Here is a 17,802-nt window from a genome sequence, read left to right as displayed (position 1 = left end):
TTTACTTCATTTCTTGTTTGAAAATAGTATCTTCTACATAAATTTGTTCTTTATCTACAGCAGTAGCATGAGTTAATACTAAACCGATGGGTGTTTTTGTATCTTTATTTTGAACAATTGTAAAAGGAACATTTTTTTCGTTTGCTAATTTAATGTATTTTGATAAATGTGGGTAAGCAATGCCACCATTTAGGAGGAGTTGTAATGATTGAGAAGGGCGCATGCTACCCGCCACTTCAGAGTATACATTACTTTGCATTACTTGACCGATCGTTAAAGCGATTTCCACACGCTCACGTAATGTAGTTAAATACATATTACGTTCTTCTGGTTTGTTTTGCTTTTGGCCGTAAATGCCTTCTTGGAGATAATCTTCCACATTTTTATTTACCATATTTTTCACACCTTTCATTTTCTATTGTACGCAAGAATTAAAAATGATGCAAAAAAGTCGTTTTGATTACGGAAATAATGAAAATATGTGAAGGAAAAAGGGGATTTGCATACAATTAGTTAAATAAGAAAGAAAAAATAATTTTATCAACAGAAATTAACAAAATGTGACAAAAATCTATTAACGAATCGTATTTTTTGTGTTAATATTCAAAATATAAAGGGTATTCGTCGTATGGAAATGGAGGGAATGGAGGTTTTTCCAATCGATAAGGATATTAAAGAAATATTTTGTTCACACTTGAAAAACAATAGGCACCAATTCGTAGAGAACTGGAAAAACAAAATGATAATTTCCGAAAAAGATCCATTTAAACTAGAAGTAGTTCAAAATGGAGAGGATTTACTAGAGTTAATTATCGAACTTACTATGGAAGATAAAGATATAAATTATCTTCAACCGTTATGTGAGAAAATTGCTATTGAACGTGCTGGAGCAGATGCGAATATTGGAGATTTTGTTTATAACGCAAACGTGGGAAGAAATGAACTTTTCGAAGCGATGTGTGAATTAGATGTTAGTGCTCGTGAATTGAAACCAATTATGGCAAAAATACATACTTGTTTTGACAAATTAATTTATTATACCGTTTTAAAATACTCGGAAATTATATCGAAGAATTTAGAGGAAAAACAGCAATATATTAACGAAACACATAAAGAAAGACTGACGATTTTAGGACAAATGTCAGCTAGTTTTGTACATGAATTTCGTAATCCGCTTACTTCCATTATGGGGTTTGTCAAATTATTAAAGGCAGATCATCCGAGTTTATCGTATTTAGATATTATTTCGCATGAATTAGATCAATTAAATTTTCGTATTTCGCAATTTTTACTCGTATCAAAAAAAGAAATGTGGAATGAATCGGAACGGTTTTGGCTTAATGACTTGTTTCAAGACATTATACAATTTTTATATCCGAGTTTGGTCAATGCGAATGTTTTGATTGAAAAGAATTTACCGTATCCAATTCCGCTTGTTGGTTATCGAAGTGAAGTGAGACAAGTATTTTTAAACATATTAATGAATTCAATTGATGCTCTTGAATCAATGAAAGAAGAACGAAAAATTATCATTGATGTATTTGAAGAAGATCAAGCTATTCGAATTGTGATAAAAAATAATGGACCAATGATTCCAGCTGAAAATGTAGAAACGATTTTTGAACCATTTGTAACTACTAAAAAGTTAGGAACTGGTATTGGATTATTTGTATGTAAACAAATTGTGGAAAAACATAATGGATCCATTATGTGTCGATCAGATAACGATTGGACAGAATTTCAAATTGCATTTCAAAAATAAACAGTCTACACCAAATGAATGGTGTAGACTGTTTTAATTTGTGAGTATAACGGCTTCTAATTTAGGATCTTTAGTTGAATAACCTACTATTGAAATTGTATAAATAACATTTGGTTCAACATTGAATTTCGGTATAGTCAATAAAACGTTTTTATTATCTGCGAGTGAAATTTCAATATCTGCTGTACCAGGGCTAACTTGCAAAAAATCTGTTATTTGTTTAAAGAGTACATTTTCAAATAAATGATCTCCATCTTTTAAATCTACATTTACAACAGGGGTATCTGAAGAGAAATGTGCAAAGCGTATTTTTGCTTGACCAGCTGGTAAATGTGTATTATCAAGTATGGGTTGTAATTGTAGGTGATTATCACTATTTATTGCAGCAAGAGTATAAGTATGATTTCCCATTATTGGTACCAACGCTGAAAAGATTGGAGTTTCATTTCCGACAGGAACAATATCTATACGGTATTTCCCTTGTACTAATGATAAATAAGGGCTGAATTGCTTAAATGAAATATTTTTAATAACCTTTTGTCCGTTTACTAAAATGTCAACCGCCGGTATATTTGGATTGGCATGAAAAATTCTTATATGTGATGGTAAAGTAGCTTCTTGTGAGTCTCTTGTTTCATACACCTGTACAAGTTTTGATAGTGCATCGTAATATTTCATATATAATTCTATATATTTTTTAGGATTACGAAACTGATAGTAACGTGCGAGCTGTTCGTATTGCGTAACTTCTTGTCCATATTTTTCGATTTCAGATTGAGACATGAACATTCCTCCTTTGTCATCATTAAAACTATATGCGAAGCAAGAAAGCGGTTATGCAAAAAAATGATTTTATAAAGGGAAAATTAAAAATTGACAACAAATATGTTATCATAAAGAGGTGCTGGTGCTTACGAGAATTTCGTAGAGTAAAGCAGTACATATGACTGTACGAAAGTAAAATAAATTCCAAATTGAAAGTGTATTTCAATTAACATATTGAATACATGTCCAAAAATCGCTAGAAAACTAGAGATTTTTTTAATTATAGGCAAATACACATACAAAGTGATAATTGTCCTACATAAATTATAAAGGAAAGATAGTTTGAATCTGAGGAAAGGGGTGTCACTTCGGGATAGGGATATCCTGATAGTAATTGTGATGTGAATGAAGTTATGAAAAGGTTTTGTGTTATAGGCTGTAGGATGAATTTGTAAACTTCATTTTTCTATTTATTTTAGCAATTGACAGTATTAACCCATAAGAGAGCGTCATGACGAACTGATTAGTGTGGTTAATCGGTTCTTTTTTTATAGTTTAAAAATGAAAAGTTTACATAATGAATAGGAATCTGAATTGATTAGTAAGGTGGGTGTCGAAATTTGTTTTAAAATATGCAATTTAAAGTAGGATAATAGGAAGGAGTTTAACGGGAGTTCCGTCGAAGTGTACAGAATGTCGGCATTTAAGGACAGCTGGCATTATGCTATAAAAACATTTGGTGATGTAGTCATTTCATATAAAAAGGAGGGTTATTTGGGCGTATAGAAAAGGGTTGGTCTTCGGTTTTTTAGTTCTGAATTTTCTGTTTTATAATTTTTTTTAAGCACTCATTTGTATATTTTATAATAGTTTTTTGATAAATTCACTGCTTTTGCAGAGGATTCTTTTTTATGAAAGAAACGTCAATTTTCTTCATATATATATACAAATTGGAGAAATGGGGGAGCGCTATGCGCGATTACTTAATTAAACCACTTGTTGGTCAGCCGTATCCAATGATTTCACATGGAAAAGGTGTTTATTTGTATGATCAAAATGGCAATAAATATTTTGATGGTTCGTCAGGAGCAATTACGGCAGGTATTGGGCATGGCGTAAAGGAGATTGCAGACGTTATTAAAAAGCAAGCTGAGGAGATTGCTTTCGTTTATAGATCACAGTTTACGAGTGAACCAGCTGAAAAATTAGCGAAGAAGTTAAGTGATTTAAGTGTAGGAGATTTGAACTGGAGTTTTTTTGTAAATAGTGGTACGGAAGCGAATGAAACAGCTATGAAAATTGCAATTCAGCATTTTCAAGAGCGAGGTATTCAAGGGAAACATAAAATTTTATCAAGATGGATGAGTTATCACGGTATTACGATGGGTGCTTTATCGATGTCTGGTCACCCACTACGTAGACAACGTTTCGTATCTATTTTGGAAGATTATCCGACTATACCAGCTCCATATTGTTTCAGATGTCCTGTTCAAAAGGTATATCCAACTTGTCAGCTGGCATGTGCGACTGAACTAGAAAGATCAATTGAAAGGATTGGTGCAGAGCATATTGCTGCTTTTATTGCTGAGCCGATTATCGGAGCAGCTGGAGGCGCGGTTGTTCCGCCGAAAGACTATTATAAAGTCATTAAAGAGATTTGTAATCATTACGATATTTTATTTATTGCGGATGAAGTAATGACTGGGCTTGGTCGTACTGGAGCATGGTTTGCGATGGAGCATTGGGGCGTAGAGCCGGATATTATGACACTTGGTAAAGGGTTAGGAGCGGGATATACACCGATGGCAGCGACAGTTGTAAGTGATCGTGTTATGGAACCAATATTACGTGGATCACGTTCAGTAATGAGCGGTCATACGTTAAGTGCAAATCCATTGTCTGCAGCAACGGCTTTAGCTGTTATTGAATATATGGAGAAACATAATCTTCCTGAAAAAACAGCAGAAAAGGGAGAGTATTTAATAAAAGGCTTACAGAAAGTTCAGCAACAATCGACAATCATTGCTGATGTGCGCGGAAAAGGGTTGCTAATCGGAGTAGAATTGCAACCGTTTACAAAAGCGTCAGAGCTTATTTCAGTTGCAGCTAAAAACGGCCTGCTTTTATATCAAGCAGTTTCAGGGCAAGCAGGAAAAGAAGATAGTGCACTGCTTGTAGCACCGCCAATGACAACTACATATTCCGAGTTAGATGAATTACTTTCAATTTTCTCTAAAAGTGTGGAAGAGATGATGCAAAAAGGAGGGCATAGTATCGCATGACAACTATTACAAATACATTCGGTAAATTAAAAGAAATTGAGGAAGTAATTTCTTTGTTCCATGATGATATGACATTAATGTTTGGGGGATTTGGAGGGATTGGATCCCCTCCATCTTTAATACAGGCAATTTTAGAAAAAGGCGTTACAAATTTAAATTTGATTGGAAATGACACTGGATTTCCTGATGTAGGTATCGGTCGTCTTGTTACAAATGAAAGAGTTAAATCACTAATTACTTCTCACATTGGCTCCAATCCAAATGCAGGAAGGCAACTAAACGAGGGAAGATTACAAATTGAGTTTTCTCCGCAGGGAACATTAGCAGAGCGCATTCGCGCTGGTGGTGTTGGTCTTGGTGGTGTTTTAGTTGATGTTGGTGTTGATACGATTGTGGAAGAGGGAAAACGAACAGTTGAAATGAATGGTAAGACTTACTTAGTTGAAACAGCATTAACTGCTGAAGTTTCAATTGTATATGCAAAAAAGGCAGATCCGTTTGGTAACCTTGTATTTGACAAAAGTGCACGAAATATGAATCCTCACGTAGCGATGGCTGGGGATATAACAATTGTAGAAGCGGAAGAAATAGTCCCGCTTGGAAGTTTAGATCCAGAGGAAATTGTCGTTCCAGGTGTTTTCGTAAATTATATTGTACCGTCGGAAGGAGTGAACTGGAAATGGGTATGGGCGTAGAAGTGAGGGATAAGATTGCTAGGCGTGCGGCGAAAGAAATACAAAATGGTATGATTGTAAATTTAGGTATTGGCATACCATCGCTTGTACCAAATCATTTGCCTGACGATATAAATGTTATGTTTCATGCCGAAAATGGAATCGTGGGCATGGGACCAACGCCAAGTAAAGGGAATGAAGACGAAAATTTGTGTAATGCAGCAGGTTTACCAACTTCTCTTATAACAGGAGCGAGTTATTTCGATAGCTGCACAGCGTTTGGGATGATTCGAAAAGGTTTGCTAGACATAACGATTCTTGGTTCATTACAAGTAAGTGAAAATGGCGATTTAGCAAACTGGATTGTACCTGGAAAACGTGTTCCAGGTATTGGTGGAGCAATGGATTTAGCACAAAAAGCGAAGCGGGTCGTTGTTGTGATGAATCATGTTGATAAGTACGGAAATGCAAAAATTGTTTCAGAGTGTACATTGCCATTAACTTCAAAGAAATGTGTAGATTTAATTATTACTGATATGGCAGTCATGGAGGTAACTCCGAGTGGACTTATATTACAAGAATTAATGGGCCCATACACAGTAGAAGATGTAAAACGACATACAGAAGCTGATTTTCAAATTAGTTCTAACTTACTAGTAATTGAATGAAGGGAGATGTAATATATGGAGCAATTAAAAAAGCAAGTTTGTGATTATATTGAGAGCCATGAAGAGGAAAGTGTGAAATTTTTAAAGCGATTAATTCAAGAAAAGAGCGTATCTGGTGATGAAAGCGGTGCGCAGGCAATTGTGATTGAAAAATTACGTGAATTAGGTTTAGATCTCGATATATGGGAGCCCTCCTTTTCTAAAATGAAAGATCATCCTTATTTTGTATCACCCCGTACAAGTTTTTCAGATAGCCCAAATATTGTAGCAACTTTAAAAGGAAGTGGCGACGGGAAATCTATGATATTAAATGGGCATATTGATGTAGTTCCAGAAGGGGATGTGAATCAGTGGGAACATCATCCTTATAGCGGTGAGAAAATAGGGAATCGTATATATGGCCGTGGAACGACGGATATGAAGGGCGGAAATGTCGCACTTATGCTTGCGATGGAAGCGATCATTGAATCTAGTATTGAATTAAAAGGAGACATCTATTTTCAAAGTGTAATAGAAGAGGAAAGTGGCGGAGCAGGGACATTAGCAACTATATTACGAGGATATAAAGCAGATGGTGTCATTATTCCAGAGCCTACTAATATGAAGTTTTTCCCGAAACAACAAGGTTCCATGTGGTTTCGTCTACGTGTAAAAGGGAAAGCTGCACACGGTGGAACGCGCTATGAAGGGGTTAGTGCAATTGAAAAAAGCATGTTTGTTATAGAACATGTAAGAAAGCTAGAGGAGAAAAGAAATAGTCGAATTACAGATCCGTTATTTAAAGGAATTCCAATTCCAATTCCAATTAACATTGGCAAAATTGAAGGAGGGAGTTGGCCAAGTTCTGTTCCCGATGAATTAATTTTAGAAGGAAGATGCGGTGTTGCGCCGAATGAGACTATAGAGGCGGCAAAAGAAGAGTTTGAGAATTGGATTGTTGAATTAAATGGTGTGGACAATTGGTTTGTTGAAAATCCGGTAGAAGTAGAATGGTTTGGAGCGAGATGGGTTCCTGGTGAATTAGAAGAAAATCATGAACTCATTACAACACTTCATCATAACTTTGTTGAAATCGAAGGGAACGAACCAATTATTGAAGCATCTCCGTGGGGGACTGATGGAGGTTTATTTACACAAATTGCAAACGTACCAACAATAGTATTTGGTCCAGGAGAGACGAAAGTAGCACACTATCCAAACGAATATATAGAAGTTGATAAAATGATAGCTGCCGCAAAAATTATTGCATGTACATTACTAGATTGGTGTGAGGTGAAAAAATGAAATACTATGAATCTTTTAGAGAACAGACGAATTGTTATACAGTAGAAGGCGTTTTAGATTATTTTAATAAACGTATCCGGGTAGATCACTATACAGGAAATGTTGAAAGTATTATACAGACAATTGACGAACTAGCAGAGAAACATTCTTTCACTAAATGTATTATTAAAGGAAAGGGAGAGCATGTTTCAACATGGCTCTCTTTCGGTTTTTTGTTGGAAGCAACGATACCTCATTATTTTCAAGGACACGATGCATACTTTTTTGTGAAATATAATAATGATCAAAGACGAAATAGTATGCATTGGACTGAGGAAGATACTATATTAAGCGGTGTAAAAGGAAAAGAAATAAAAGAAAAAGTAGTTCCAGAGAAATTTTTGCTGAGAAAAGCGACTGAAGAAGATGCAGAAGAATTAGCAACTGTCTTCGGAAAAGTATTTGAAGTGTATCCGACACCTTTAAATGAAGCGAGTTATGTATTACAGACGATGAAAGAAGACGATACAATTTACTACGTGTATGAATTTGAGGGGAAAATTATTAGTACAGCATCTGCAGAAATGAACATAAAGGAAGGGAATGCAGAATTAACGAATTGTGCTACTTTACCTGAATATCGTAAACATGGATTTATGAAAAGTTTACTAATTAAATTAGAGGAAGAGCTTCGAGAAAGATCTATTTTCTGCTCCTATACAATTGCTCGATCCCTTTCTTTCGGAATGAATGCTGCCTTTCATCAATTAGGCTATACGTATACAGGAAGACTGGCGAATAATTGCTACATTTTCGATAAGTTGGAAGATATGAATATATGGGTGAAAGATCTATCTAGTTATTCGAAAGCAGTAAAACTTCCGTCTCAAAATTTGGTTGTAAAGCAAAACAGTTAGGTGGAGCTGGGTGTTCGAAAAGCTGTACTAATTAGAGTTTCGAGTTATCTAATTAAAATATAAAATTGGTCAAAATTATAGAACGGAATCGTCATGCTTACAATCGCACATAGGTGTGCCGAAAATCCGGCATGTAATTGCCGGATTTTCGGCAAGAGGGGGGATGACATTGCTAGCAGTTTCGACACAAGAAGTCATTGAAGCGATTTTGGGCAGTATTGATGAGGCTATACACGCTGTAGATGAAAATGGAATTACAATATTTTATAATTCTGTAGCTGCAAAACACGATGGATCCAAGATTGAAAAAGTGTTAGGGAAACATCTGTTAGAAGCGTTCCCGTCTTTATCAAGGGAAACGAGTACATTGATGAAAGTACTAGATACAAAAAAACCTATCGTACATCAGGTACAACATTATCAAAATTTAAATGGTGAAGATGTTTGTACAGTAAATACGACGTTACCTATTTTTATAGATGGTAATATTGCTGGGGCTGTTGAAATTGCAAAGGATTACTCTACAATTCAAAAACTTACTGACACCATTGTTGACTTACAGTCGAAAATAAAGCGATCATCTAGAAAAAAAGTGATTAAAAAGCACGCTGCATTTGAGACGATAGTGACAAATGATACGCGGTTTAAACAAACGAAAGAGTTAGCACAAAAAGTAGCACCAACAGACGCGAATGTTTTAATATATGGTGAAACAGGAACAGGAAAAGAACTGTTTGTACAAGCAATTCATGAAGCTTCTAAAAGAAAAAACAAGCCATTTATTGCACAAAACTGTGCAGCTTTACCAGAGTCGCTATTAGAAAGTTTATTGTTTGGAACGACAAAAGGAAGCTATACGGGAGCGATTGAAAGAGCTGGGCTATTTGAACTTGTTGATGGTGGTACATTATTTTTAGATGAACTGAATTCAATGCCTCTTGATTTGCAGGCAAAAATGTTACGAGTGTTAGAAGATGGAGTCATTAGAAGAATTGGTGATAATAAGACGAGAAAAGTAGATGTTCGTGTTATTACCGCAATGAACCAGCCTCCAGAAATATGTTTACGAGAGAATAAAATTCGCACTGATTTATATTATCGCTTAAACGTATTTTCATTATATATCCCACCGCTTCGTGAAAGAACTGAGGATGTACTATTATTAGCATCTTATTTTTTGAAAGAATATAATAAAAGTTATAAAAAAGGTGTACTTCAAATTGATGAGGAAGCGAAAGATAGACTGCAAGCTTATCAGTGGCCTGGAAATGTCCGGGAGTTAAAACATACGATTGAACATGCTGTTATTATTGCAGAAGGGAATACATTAACAGCCAATTGTTTACCACGTACATTTCGGAAAGAGAAGTTTTCGAAGAAGAAGGGTATAATGCCACTTAGAGAAGCACTTCATCAAACAGAAAAAGAATTAATAGATCAAGCGTTGATTGAAACGGAAGGGAATATATTACAAGCCGCAAAAATGTTGGGTATCCCTCGTCAAACGCTTCAATATAAACTGAGCAAGTACGACAAAACCGCCGAATAATCGGCGGTTTTTGTGTGTTTGCACCAATAAAAGAGCGTTTACATATATAAAAAGTAATGAATATGATGTTAAGTATTGATTTCATACAACGCTTAAAAATATTTTTTTGCTTATGTAATAGGATTCTCCGCACATTTACTTATCAACAATGTAAAGTTGGCATAACTATTGCTTATATAAAGGATGAGCGTATAAAAAGGGGGAATAGCAATGTTACATGATGTATACAAACCAAATCGTCACTGGAAGGATATCGAATTATGGAAAGATGTTACTGAAGAGCAATGGAATGATTGGGTTTGGCAATTAACGAATACGATCAAAACGTTAGATGACTTAAGAAAAGTGATTAACTTAACACCTGAAGAAGAAGAGGGCGTTAAAATTTCAACGAAAACGATCCCGTTAAACATTACACCGTACTATGCTTGGCTAATGAATCCTGATGATCCACGCTGTCCGATTCGGATGCAATCAGTACCGATTTCGGAAGAGTTATATAAAACAAAATATGATTTAGAAGACCCACTTCACGAAGACGAAGATTCACCAGTTCCAGGGCTAACACATCGTTATCCGGACCGTGTACTATTCTTAGTAACGAATCAATGTTCTATGTATTGTCGTTACTGTACACGTCGTCGTTTTAGTGGACAAATTGGAATGGGTGTACCGAAGAAACAATTAGATGATGCAATTGCTTATATTCGTGAAACGCCACAAGTACGAGATGTATTAATCTCCGGTGGTGACGGACTTCTAATTAACGATAAAATTTTAGAATATGTATTAAAAAATTTACGAGAGATTCCGCATGTTGAGATTATTCGTATCGGAACGAGAGCACCAGTAGTATTCCCACAACGTATTACAGAAAACTTATGTAACATTATTAAAAAATACCATCCAGTATGGTTAAATACACATTTCAATACATCTATTGAAATTACTGAAGAATCGAAAAAGGCATGTGAAATGTTAGCGAATGCTGGTGTTCCAGTCGGAAACCAAGCAGTAATTTTAGCTGGTATTAACGACAGCGTTCCAATTATGAAAAAACTTATGCATGACTTAGTAAAAATCCGTGTACGTCCATACTACATTTATCAATGTGACTTATCTGAAGGTATCGGTCACTTCCGTGCACCAGTATCTAAAGGTCTTGAAATTATTGAAGGTTTACGTGGACACACATCTGGTTATGCTGTTCCGACATTCGTTGTTGATGCGCCAGGCGGAGGCGGTAAAATTGCACTTCAACCAAACTATTTAATCTCACAAAGTGCAGATAAAGTTGTACTTCGTAACTTTGAAGGTGTTATTACGACGTATCCAGAGCCAGAGAGCTATATTCCAGGAAGAGCGGAAGGATACTTTAAAGAGATTTATCCGAACTACGAAGAAAAACGTTCAGATGTTGGTATCGCAGGTCTTATGAGCGATAAGAAATTTAACCTCGTTCCAGACGACTTACAGCGTATGAACCGTCGTAAAGACTACGAAGATAATGATACTCATGCATCTTTAAAAGATAAACGTGATAAGCGCGATCAATTAAAAGATAAAAAATATCAAGCACAAATGGCTAAGTTAGAAGAAAACGACAAAAAAACTGAGGGTGATGCAGTATGAATTGTATGTGGTGTGACAGTACAGAAGCGAAAGAAAGCTTGAATACTGTATATTGGGAATTACCAGATGGTACGAAAGCCATTGAAATCCAAGAGACACCATGTATTTCTTGTTCCTCGTGTGGGATGGACTATCAATCAGACCATACAGTAAAAGAAATTGAAGATCAATTATTCTTAATTTACACGAAAGATTTACCAAAACAACTAACATATGAAGAATTAATGGGAAGACCGCGTCTATTAAAAAGAAATTATTTCGACTTTTAACCAGCTTTTATGCTGGTTTTTTTCTTTTTTGCCTTGTATAATGTACCCAAGTTAGAAAGGTAGGGAATATTTTTGAAAAAGACATTTTACCATTATATGATGAAGCATCGTGCAGCTTTATTTAGAAATGAAATTTCAGATTTAGCAGAGGCGATGTATGATGATTTAAGTTTTCCGAAGCAATCTGAAGACTATGATGAAATTAGTTCATACTTAGAGTTGAGCGGAATGCTAGAAAGTATGTCTATATTTGATGAAGCCTGGGATTTATACATACAAGATAGATAAAAACTATTTGAAAACATACAGAATACATTACTTTATTTAAAGTGAAGTATTCTGTATGTTTTTTTATTATGAAATTTGTTGATTTGAAGCTAGTCTAGTTACTAGCTTTTGTTTGAGTGTAATGTAAATTTTATAAGATTATATTTTTTATTGAAAAAATTTATGAATATAAGCTTCTGTGATAAGCGTTTTTATGTAGGTTGCATATACTGATATCAAAATCACGACGTCAAAAAAAGGAGAGATAGAGATGGCAAGAAAAAAACAACCTAAATACAACGTAGGGGACATAGTCGTGATTACGCTATATGGAACCGTTGGGAAAATCACAAATATGAAGGTTTTAGATGGAGTTTATGTATACGAAGTCAATAATCACGATGGATTTTACGTAGAGCAAACATTGCAGCACGTTACAGAGCAGGATATGAAAAAGGGCGATACGGAGTGGATTGAATTAAATTATAATTTCACGTTTGGTGATCTTGTGCAAGTAACTGGATATGATAAAGATGTTTTCCGTATTGTTGGTTTTCGTACAGAAGTATGGAGATATAAGAATGACGCATGGGAAGATACAATTTATGAATTGTCACGGATTACGGATGGTGAATGGTTAGAAGCGGATGAATCAGATTTAACGTTACTTGCGAATGCTCAAACGGCAAATGCAATTTTGAAGAAAATGAAACAAGATAAAGCAGGTATGAATAAATTAGATTTAGGTAAGTTAAAGTCAATTAACAACTCGAAAAAAGTGAGTGTTAAGACGAATCGTCAAGAAATCATTGATGGATTACTTGACATTTATAACGATTATCAATTATTGTTCGATACATTTAAAGATGAAGAATATAAAATTGTAATGGATGTTGTTCATAATTATTTAGTTAAATTGACAGAGAAAAAGTAGTTAACTAGAAAGAGAGAATAAATTGAACAACAACATATGCAGTATAAGGTATGCCTACAACTATTAAAAAAATAAAAAGCCACTTTATAAGAGAGTCTGCCCATTGATCTTCATGCATGAACTCTTCTTTTGTTTGTCCTACTTCATATTGATTTTCCATTATTATTTCCCCCTTTGAATAGCTTGTACTACAATCGTATGCATCTCGTCCAAAGCTTATGACCTATAAAAAAATAAAATCTATTTTTCTAATCTCATATACATAATTTTGAGATTTTTTCATAAAACAGAAATAAAGGAGTGATGCTCATGAAGGAAATTGAAGTCGTGATTGATACGGAAGAGATTGCGGAGTTTTTTTATGAGCAACTAATTGAAAGAGGGTACGTCCCAAAACGAGAAGAAATTGAAGATCTCGCAGATATTACATTTGAGTATTTATTAGAGAAATGCATGATTGATGAAGTTTTTGATGAAGAGGATGAATGAAAGTAACGACGGGCATAACTCGTCGTTTTTTACTCTTTACAAACCTGTCACAAATACAGTCAATAATTATTGGTATAATGAAAAGGAAATTTTACTCAAGAGGTGAAGGAATGTTCAAAAAAATTATTGATTCTTTATTAGGAAAGAAAAAATATCGTTCGTATTCAAGTAGTGATTATCGTCGTAGAGGGCGCTCTTATTCAAGTAGCGATTATAAACGACGTTCATCTGGTTATGGACATCAACATTATAAAAGAAAACGTAAAAGCCGTAGCTTCTTTTCAAGTAGCTGATGAAATGGCGTCGTGTACTAGCTTTATTTGATAGACCACTGCGAAAAAATACAATTGTTGCAGAACGTTATAAAATTGAATCAGTAATTGGAATGGGCAGTTATGGGGTTACATATGTCGTTAATGATTTACAAATAAATAGATATAAAGTCTTAAAACAATTAAGACAAAGTAAACAAAGATATGAGTCTGGTAGAAAATCATTTGAACAAGAGAAAATGATTTTACAAACATTGAATCATCATGCAATTCCTAGTCTATATGATCATTTCATATGGGAGAAAAAGAGCTTCTTTGTGATGGAGTACATGCCTGGTAAAAATTTTGAAGATTATATTTTCATAGATGGGTATGTATATACAGAACGTGAAGTTTTTGAGATTTTATATGAAATATTAGAAATTGTATCGGTGTTTCATAGTGAAGGCATTATTCATCGAGATTTACGCATTCCAAACATACTAATGAAAGAAAATCAAATTAGTATTATTGATTTTGGATTGGCTAAATGGAAAGGTGAGGATGATGAGCGAGCTACAACTTACGAAGGTGAACAAGCTTTGATGCGAGAAGTTCACTTTCGTAGTGACTTTTATGCGCTCGGTCATTTCTCATTATTTTTATTATATGCAGGATATGAATCTAATGAAAAAAAGGAAAAACCATGGTACGAAGAATTAACTTTGGAAAATTATAATCGCGAAATGCTTATGCGAATGTTACAAATAAAAACGCCGTACTATGAGAATGTACAAGATTTAAAACAAGATGTAGCTTCTGCTTTAGAGAGGATGGAGACTCCATGTTTCAAAAGTTTTTAGCAAGCGTTGGTATTGGAAGTGCAAAGGTAGATACTGTTCTTGAAAAAGATGAGTATATTGTTGGGGAAGAAATAGTTGGAAAGGTTCATATAACTGGAGGTTCAGTTAGCCAACAAATTGAAAGCATTTACTTAACATTATCGACGTCGTATGTACGAGAAGTGGATGATAAAAAAGTAACAGCAACATATGATTTAGAGCGAGTACGCTTAACAGAACCTTTTTCTGTAGAACCGAATGAAAAAGTTGAAATTCCATTTTCTTTTCCAATGCCAATTGAAGCACCACTTACACTTGGTATGAAAACGGTTTGGATTCATACAGGTCTTGATATTAAACGTAGTATAGACCCAAGTGACCGCGACTACGTTCAAGTGTTACCTAATGCATTATTAAGTAGTGTTTTAGATAGTGTAAATGAATTAGGGTTTAAAGCACGTCATATAGAATGTGAAGAATTACCGCACCGATTACGTAAACAAGTTCCATTCGCACAAGAATTTGAGTTTATTCCGGTTTCTGGAGAGTACTACGGCAGATTAGATGAATTAGAATTATTAATTTTGCCACGTGCATACGACCGATTAGAAATAATTATGGAAGTAGATAGAAAATCACGTGGATTAGCTGGTTTATTCGCTGAGGCACTTGATCTTGATGAGAAGGTTATTCGCTTCACTGTAACAAGAGAAGATATCCCTGAGATGAAGCAAAAAATTAATAATTATATTTTTTAATAAACTATGCATAAAAAAGAAATGGAGAGGAAAACTAAAACAACCGCTCCATTTTTTTGCATAGTGAGGTTATGTATGTGAAACGATATCGACATTTATACTTGCTAAGTTTTACGTTACTCATTTGTTTTGTCGTATTATCACTTTCGTATCATACCGCTTGTATTGAGAACTTTGACAATATAGTCGCACATTTTATTCAAAGCTTTCGAAACGATTATTTGACGACCTATTTTACTTGGGTGTCTTTTATCGGTTCCAAAAGAATATATTTTCCATTACTCATTATTCTTGTAATGTATTTTCTCGTTAGAAAAAAGTTGCTTAGTGCGTTACTTCTAACAATTAATTACTACGGATCTCGTTATTTAAACAGTATGCTTAAACTATGGTACGAACGAGCAAGACCTGATGTCACGCAGCTTGTTACTGCAACTGGATATAGTTTTCCGAGCGGTCATACGATGAATGCTACTGCTTTTTTAGGATTTATTGCATACGTCACAATTACTGAAGAGCGTATTTCGTTGCATAAAAAATTGTTAATTATTCTTATAGCAAGCTTTGTTGTATTATCTATTTCAGTTAGCCGAATATATCTTGGCGTGCACTATCCATCTGACATATTAGCAGGATGGGCAGCTGGTGGTAGCTGGCTCGTTTTATGTGTTATATTCCATAAAACGTTCATAAAAAAAGAACCTATGTCATAATAGGTTCTTTTTTCATTGGCTCAACATGAATGTGTGCATGGTAAATTCCAAACTTTTTGCGAAGCATAGCTTCGATGTTGTCGGTAATACAGTGACTTTCTCCAACATCCATGCGAGCATCTACTTCAATTGTAATATCAACGTACGTTTGATTCCCGTACATACGTGCTCGAATATCTACAATGTTTTCCACACCGCCAATATGCTCAATAGCATCAGCGTATTCTTCCATTTTATCAGGATCAATTCCATCTGTAAGCATATGAGAAGATTCTACGAAAATCTCCCATGCAGTTTTACAAATAATAAGACCGACAATTAAAGCGGCAATAGGGTCTAAAATAGGCATTTGGAACTGAGAACCGACAATACCTACTACAGTACCAATACTTACGAGCGCATCTGATAAATTATCCTTTGCAGCGGCTTCTAATGATTTACTTTTTGTTCGTGCTGCAATTTTTTTCGTATACAAATACACGCAGTACATAACGACAGCAGAAAATAAAGCAACCCATGCAGCGAGTACATTGGGCGCTGCTTGTTTCGGATTTAAGAAAGATTGAATGGCACTAATAACAACTTCTAATCCGACTGTTGCCATAATGAAGGACGCAACAAGTGATGCGATTTGTTCGGCACGCGAATGCCCATACGGATGATCTGGGTCACGAGGTTTACGAGATATTTTTAGACCAATTAATATTGCTAAAGAAGCACCGATATCCGTTAAGTTATTTAAACCGTCAGCGCGTAATGCGCTAGAGAGGGTAATATAACTGATGATGATTTTCATAGAGGATAAAAATATGTAGGCCATAATGCTGACAATAGCGCCTTTATCAGCTTCTTTATGAGAAAGAGTATCCATTTTAATCACTCACCTTTCTTTAAAGGAATTTCTTTCTATAAATAGAGTATCAAACGAAAGTCGTGTGGGTCTATACAAACATTGTTGACGTTTTATAGCTTTTTAAGAAGGGGATAACAAAGTTTCGTGAAGGAAAAATATGTTGAAAAGTACAAAGTCAGGGTGTAAACCTAATTAGAGTCTATTTACTAAAGAGATAGGAGGGGAGATGGATCAAGAAACGAATACTTTTCTTACTACATATTATTCTTATCATGACAAGGTGTAATTCATTAAACGAGGAAAAACGTCAAAAGATAATTATGAAAACAGATGAAAGCCCTCTGGAAAATGTTTTCCAGAGGGCTTTCATCTTAGTATGCTTCTAAAAACTCAGTAACTTGCTCTTCAGTTTTTGCGTTAGCACTATGTAAGTGGCCTAGCTTCTCACCGTTTTGGTATACAAGTAAACTTGGAATACCCATTACTTGATACTCTTCAGCGATACTTGGAAACTCATCTTTATTAATAGAATACCATTCAAATTTATTGAACTCTTCCATTACATCTCCGATAAAGTTGTCCATACGTACGCAATCTGGGCACCATGTAGTAAAGAACTTAACAACTACTGGCTCCTCGCTTGCGATGATGTCTTTGAATTCTTGTTCTGTTTTAATTTCTTTCATAAGTAAAACTCCTTTCAATATCACACGAATTTATATGCAAAATTCGCATTTGCAAACATGTTGCAAACTTATTATTTGTTTTTTAGTTTTGTAGTTCGTTCACACTTATAAAATTGTATGTAACATGGCTGCGCTACTAAGTGTGAAAATAACGGAACCTCACTTTTCTTTATAAGCTTTTTCCAGGATTGTGTCAAACTTTTGAATTTTATACAGAAATTAAAGAAG

21 protein-coding genes are annotated in these 17,802 nt (G+C 34.8%); 16 read left to right on the top strand and 5 right to left on the bottom strand.

Going from position 1 to position 17,802, the window contains the following annotated elements:
* Position 1: 1 nt before the first annotated feature.
* Positions 2–394 (bottom strand): YueI family protein, encoded by a 393-nt coding sequence (locus HMPREF2590_RS02930; RefSeq protein WP_000247557.1) that lies wholly within the window; start codon positions 392–394, stop codon positions 2–4.
* Positions 395–628: 234 nt separating this feature from the next.
* On the opposite strand from HMPREF2590_RS02930, the gene HMPREF2590_RS02925 reads away from it, so the two are divergent.
* Complete coding sequence (locus HMPREF2590_RS02925) at positions 629–1,762, top strand: BA2291 family sporulation histidine kinase (protein ID WP_000425086.1); 1,134 nt, start codon at positions 629–631, stop codon at positions 1,760–1,762.
* 33 nt (positions 1,763–1,795) lie between these two features.
* On the opposite strand, the gene HMPREF2590_RS02920 is transcribed toward HMPREF2590_RS02925, so the two are convergent.
* A complete protein-coding gene (locus tag HMPREF2590_RS02920; protein ID WP_000083288.1) occupies positions 1,796–2,545 on the bottom strand; it encodes a DUF4397 domain-containing protein in 750 nt (249 codons plus the stop codon).
* A gap of 953 nt (positions 2,546–3,498) precedes the next feature.
* Between HMPREF2590_RS02920 and HMPREF2590_RS02915 the strand changes: the two genes are divergently transcribed.
* The 10 genes from HMPREF2590_RS02915 to HMPREF2590_RS02870 all read left to right on the top strand — a co-directional run bounded on the left by HMPREF2590_RS02915 (position 3,499) and on the right by HMPREF2590_RS02870 (position 12,982).
* On the top strand, positions 3,499–4,809 hold the full coding sequence (locus tag HMPREF2590_RS02915) for an aspartate aminotransferase family protein (protein WP_001205884.1): 1,311 nt from the start codon (positions 3,499–3,501) through the stop codon (positions 4,807–4,809).
* Positions 4,806–5,504 (top strand): acetate CoA-transferase subunit alpha, encoded by a 699-nt coding sequence (gene atoD, locus HMPREF2590_RS02910; RefSeq protein ID WP_000208107.1) that lies wholly within the window; start codon positions 4,806–4,808, stop codon positions 5,502–5,504. The genes HMPREF2590_RS02915 and atoD overlap by 4 nt, the downstream gene beginning before the upstream one ends.
* The gene (locus HMPREF2590_RS02905) at positions 5,489–6,151 is read left to right on the top strand and encodes a CoA transferase subunit B (protein ID WP_000525275.1); all 663 of its coding nucleotides are present in this window, start codon (positions 5,489–5,491) and stop codon (positions 6,149–6,151) included. Before atoD ends, HMPREF2590_RS02905 begins: the two co-directional genes overlap by 16 nt.
* A gap of 15 nt (positions 6,152–6,166) precedes the next feature.
* On the top strand, positions 6,167–7,435 hold the full coding sequence (locus HMPREF2590_RS02900; protein WP_050821817.1) for a peptidase: 1,269 nt from the start codon (positions 6,167–6,169) through the stop codon (positions 7,433–7,435).
* Positions 7,432–8,331 carry a putative beta-lysine N-acetyltransferase gene (ablB, locus tag HMPREF2590_RS02895; RefSeq protein WP_000878606.1) on the top strand — a complete coding sequence of 300 codons (900 nt, stop codon included), beginning with the start codon at positions 7,432–7,434 and terminating at the stop codon, positions 8,329–8,331. Before HMPREF2590_RS02900 ends, ablB begins: the two co-directional genes overlap by 4 nt.
* A 163-nt stretch (positions 8,332–8,494) precedes the next feature.
* Positions 8,495–9,880: an arginine utilization transcriptional regulator RocR gene (gene rocR, locus HMPREF2590_RS02890; RefSeq protein ID WP_011110073.1), complete on the top strand. Its 1,386-nt coding sequence runs from the start codon at positions 8,495–8,497 to the stop codon at positions 9,878–9,880.
* Between the two features lie 210 nt (positions 9,881–10,090).
* Positions 10,091–11,512 (top strand): lysine 2,3-aminomutase, encoded by a 1,422-nt coding sequence (kamA, locus tag HMPREF2590_RS02885; protein WP_000902142.1) that lies wholly within the window; start codon positions 10,091–10,093, stop codon positions 11,510–11,512.
* Entirely contained in the window at positions 11,509–11,781 is a 273-nt protein-coding gene (locus HMPREF2590_RS02880; protein WP_000995763.1) for a YokU family protein, read from the top strand. Before kamA ends, HMPREF2590_RS02880 begins: the two co-directional genes overlap by 4 nt.
* Positions 11,782–11,853: 72 nt before the next feature.
* Positions 11,854–12,069 (top strand): YozE family protein, encoded by a 216-nt coding sequence (locus tag HMPREF2590_RS02875; RefSeq protein WP_000750717.1) that lies wholly within the window; start codon positions 11,854–11,856, stop codon positions 12,067–12,069.
* 250 nt (positions 12,070–12,319) lie between these two features.
* The gene (locus HMPREF2590_RS02870) at positions 12,320–12,982 is read left to right on the top strand and encodes a hypothetical protein (protein WP_000101499.1); all 663 of its coding nucleotides are present in this window, start codon (positions 12,320–12,322) and stop codon (positions 12,980–12,982) included.
* 4 nt (positions 12,983–12,986) lie between these two features.
* Here the strand turns inward: HMPREF2590_RS02870 and HMPREF2590_RS02865 are convergent, their stop codons facing one another.
* On the bottom strand, positions 12,987–13,142 hold the full coding sequence (locus tag HMPREF2590_RS02865) for a DUF3930 family protein (protein ID WP_000431486.1): 156 nt from the start codon (positions 13,140–13,142) through the stop codon (positions 12,987–12,989).
* 149 nt (positions 13,143–13,291) lie between these two features.
* On the opposite strand from HMPREF2590_RS02865, the gene HMPREF2590_RS02860 reads away from it, so the two are divergent.
* The 5 genes from HMPREF2590_RS02860 to HMPREF2590_RS02840 all read left to right on the top strand — a co-directional run bounded on the left by HMPREF2590_RS02860 (position 13,292) and on the right by HMPREF2590_RS02840 (position 16,035).
* Positions 13,292–13,471 carry a YozD family protein gene (locus HMPREF2590_RS02860; protein ID WP_000658451.1) on the top strand — a complete coding sequence of 60 codons (180 nt, stop codon included), beginning with the start codon at positions 13,292–13,294 and terminating at the stop codon, positions 13,469–13,471.
* 110 nt (positions 13,472–13,581) lie between these two features.
* Positions 13,582–13,764, top strand: coding sequence for a hypothetical protein (locus tag HMPREF2590_RS29825; RefSeq protein WP_000473371.1), 183 nt, complete (start codon positions 13,582–13,584; stop codon positions 13,762–13,764).
* A complete protein-coding gene (locus tag HMPREF2590_RS02850; protein ID WP_000872057.1) occupies positions 13,764–14,585 on the top strand; it encodes a serine/threonine protein kinase in 822 nt (273 codons plus the stop codon). Before HMPREF2590_RS29825 ends, HMPREF2590_RS02850 begins: the two co-directional genes overlap by 1 nt.
* A complete protein-coding gene (locus tag HMPREF2590_RS02845) occupies positions 14,567–15,322 on the top strand; it encodes a sporulation protein (protein ID WP_000486627.1) in 756 nt (251 codons plus the stop codon). Before HMPREF2590_RS02850 ends, HMPREF2590_RS02845 begins: the two co-directional genes overlap by 19 nt.
* A 77-nt stretch (positions 15,323–15,399) precedes the next feature.
* Positions 15,400–16,035 carry a phosphatase PAP2 family protein gene (locus tag HMPREF2590_RS02840; RefSeq protein ID WP_000833370.1) on the top strand — a complete coding sequence of 212 codons (636 nt, stop codon included), beginning with the start codon at positions 15,400–15,402 and terminating at the stop codon, positions 16,033–16,035.
* On the opposite strand, the gene HMPREF2590_RS02835 is transcribed toward HMPREF2590_RS02840, so the two are convergent.
* Together HMPREF2590_RS02835 and HMPREF2590_RS02830 are read right to left on the bottom strand one after the other, a co-directional pair.
* The gene (locus HMPREF2590_RS02835; protein ID WP_000380385.1) at positions 16,025–16,906 is read right to left on the bottom strand and encodes a cation diffusion facilitator family transporter; all 882 of its coding nucleotides are present in this window, start codon (positions 16,904–16,906) and stop codon (positions 16,025–16,027) included. The genes HMPREF2590_RS02840 and HMPREF2590_RS02835 overlap by 11 nt on opposite strands.
* Before the next feature lie 353 nt (positions 16,907–17,259).
* On the bottom strand, positions 17,260–17,574 hold the full coding sequence (locus HMPREF2590_RS02830) for a thioredoxin family protein (RefSeq protein WP_000658787.1): 315 nt from the start codon (positions 17,572–17,574) through the stop codon (positions 17,260–17,262).
* Positions 17,575–17,802 lie beyond the last annotated feature (228 nt).

The organism is Bacillus sp. HMSC036E02 (genome assembly GCF_001836235.1).
In the GTDB taxonomy this organism is placed as follows: domain Bacteria; phylum Bacillota; class Bacilli; order Bacillales; family Bacillaceae_G; genus Bacillus_A; species Bacillus_A cereus.
The sequence above is the reverse complement of the archived record's forward strand: the minus strand, read 5'-3'. Positions and strand labels throughout refer to the sequence as shown.

What these genes read in the sequence shown, in the direction of transcription:
- HMPREF2590_RS02915 (WP_001205884.1), top strand. Translation starts at nt 3,499, where the DNA reads ATGCGCGATTACTTAATTAAACCACTTGTTGGTCAGCCGTATCCAATG.
- atoD (WP_000208107.1), top strand. Translation starts at nt 4,806, where the DNA reads ATGACAACTATTACAAATACATTCGGTAAATTAAAAGAAATTGAGGAA.
- kamA (WP_000902142.1), top strand. Translation starts at nt 10,091, where the DNA reads ATGTTACATGATGTATACAAACCAAATCGTCACTGGAAGGATATCGAA.
- HMPREF2590_RS29825 (WP_000473371.1), top strand. Translation starts at nt 13,582, where the DNA reads ATGTTCAAAAAAATTATTGATTCTTTATTAGGAAAGAAAAAATATCGT.
- HMPREF2590_RS02850 (WP_000872057.1), top strand. Translation starts at nt 13,764, where the DNA reads ATGAAATGGCGTCGTGTACTAGCTTTATTTGATAGACCACTGCGAAAA.
- HMPREF2590_RS02920 (WP_000083288.1), bottom strand. Translation starts at nt 2,545, where the DNA reads ATGTCTCAATCTGAAATCGAAAAATATGGACAAGAAGTTACGCAATAC.
- HMPREF2590_RS02900 (WP_050821817.1), top strand. Translation starts at nt 6,167, where the DNA reads ATGGAGCAATTAAAAAAGCAAGTTTGTGATTATATTGAGAGCCATGAA.
- ablB (WP_000878606.1), top strand. Translation starts at nt 7,432, where the DNA reads ATGAAATACTATGAATCTTTTAGAGAACAGACGAATTGTTATACAGTA.
- HMPREF2590_RS02830 (WP_000658787.1), bottom strand. Translation starts at nt 17,574, where the DNA reads ATGAAAGAAATTAAAACAGAACAAGAATTCAAAGACATCATCGCAAGC.
- HMPREF2590_RS02925 (WP_000425086.1), top strand. Translation starts at nt 629, where the DNA reads ATGGAAATGGAGGGAATGGAGGTTTTTCCAATCGATAAGGATATTAAA.
- HMPREF2590_RS02880 (WP_000995763.1), top strand. Translation starts at nt 11,509, where the DNA reads ATGAATTGTATGTGGTGTGACAGTACAGAAGCGAAAGAAAGCTTGAAT.
- HMPREF2590_RS02905 (WP_000525275.1), top strand. Translation starts at nt 5,489, where the DNA reads ATGGGTATGGGCGTAGAAGTGAGGGATAAGATTGCTAGGCGTGCGGCG.
- HMPREF2590_RS02845 (WP_000486627.1), top strand. Translation starts at nt 14,567, where the DNA reads ATGTTTCAAAAGTTTTTAGCAAGCGTTGGTATTGGAAGTGCAAAGGTA.
- HMPREF2590_RS02870 (WP_000101499.1), top strand. Translation starts at nt 12,320, where the DNA reads ATGGCAAGAAAAAAACAACCTAAATACAACGTAGGGGACATAGTCGTG.
- HMPREF2590_RS02865 (WP_000431486.1), bottom strand. Translation starts at nt 13,142, where the DNA reads ATGGAAAATCAATATGAAGTAGGACAAACAAAAGAAGAGTTCATGCAT.
- HMPREF2590_RS02860 (WP_000658451.1), top strand. Translation starts at nt 13,292, where the DNA reads ATGAAGGAAATTGAAGTCGTGATTGATACGGAAGAGATTGCGGAGTTT.
- HMPREF2590_RS02835 (WP_000380385.1), bottom strand. Translation starts at nt 16,906, where the DNA reads ATGGATACTCTTTCTCATAAAGAAGCTGATAAAGGCGCTATTGTCAGC.
- HMPREF2590_RS02930 (WP_000247557.1), bottom strand. Translation starts at nt 394, where the DNA reads ATGGTAAATAAAAATGTGGAAGATTATCTCCAAGAAGGCATTTACGGC.
- rocR (WP_011110073.1), top strand. Translation starts at nt 8,495, where the DNA reads ATGACATTGCTAGCAGTTTCGACACAAGAAGTCATTGAAGCGATTTTG.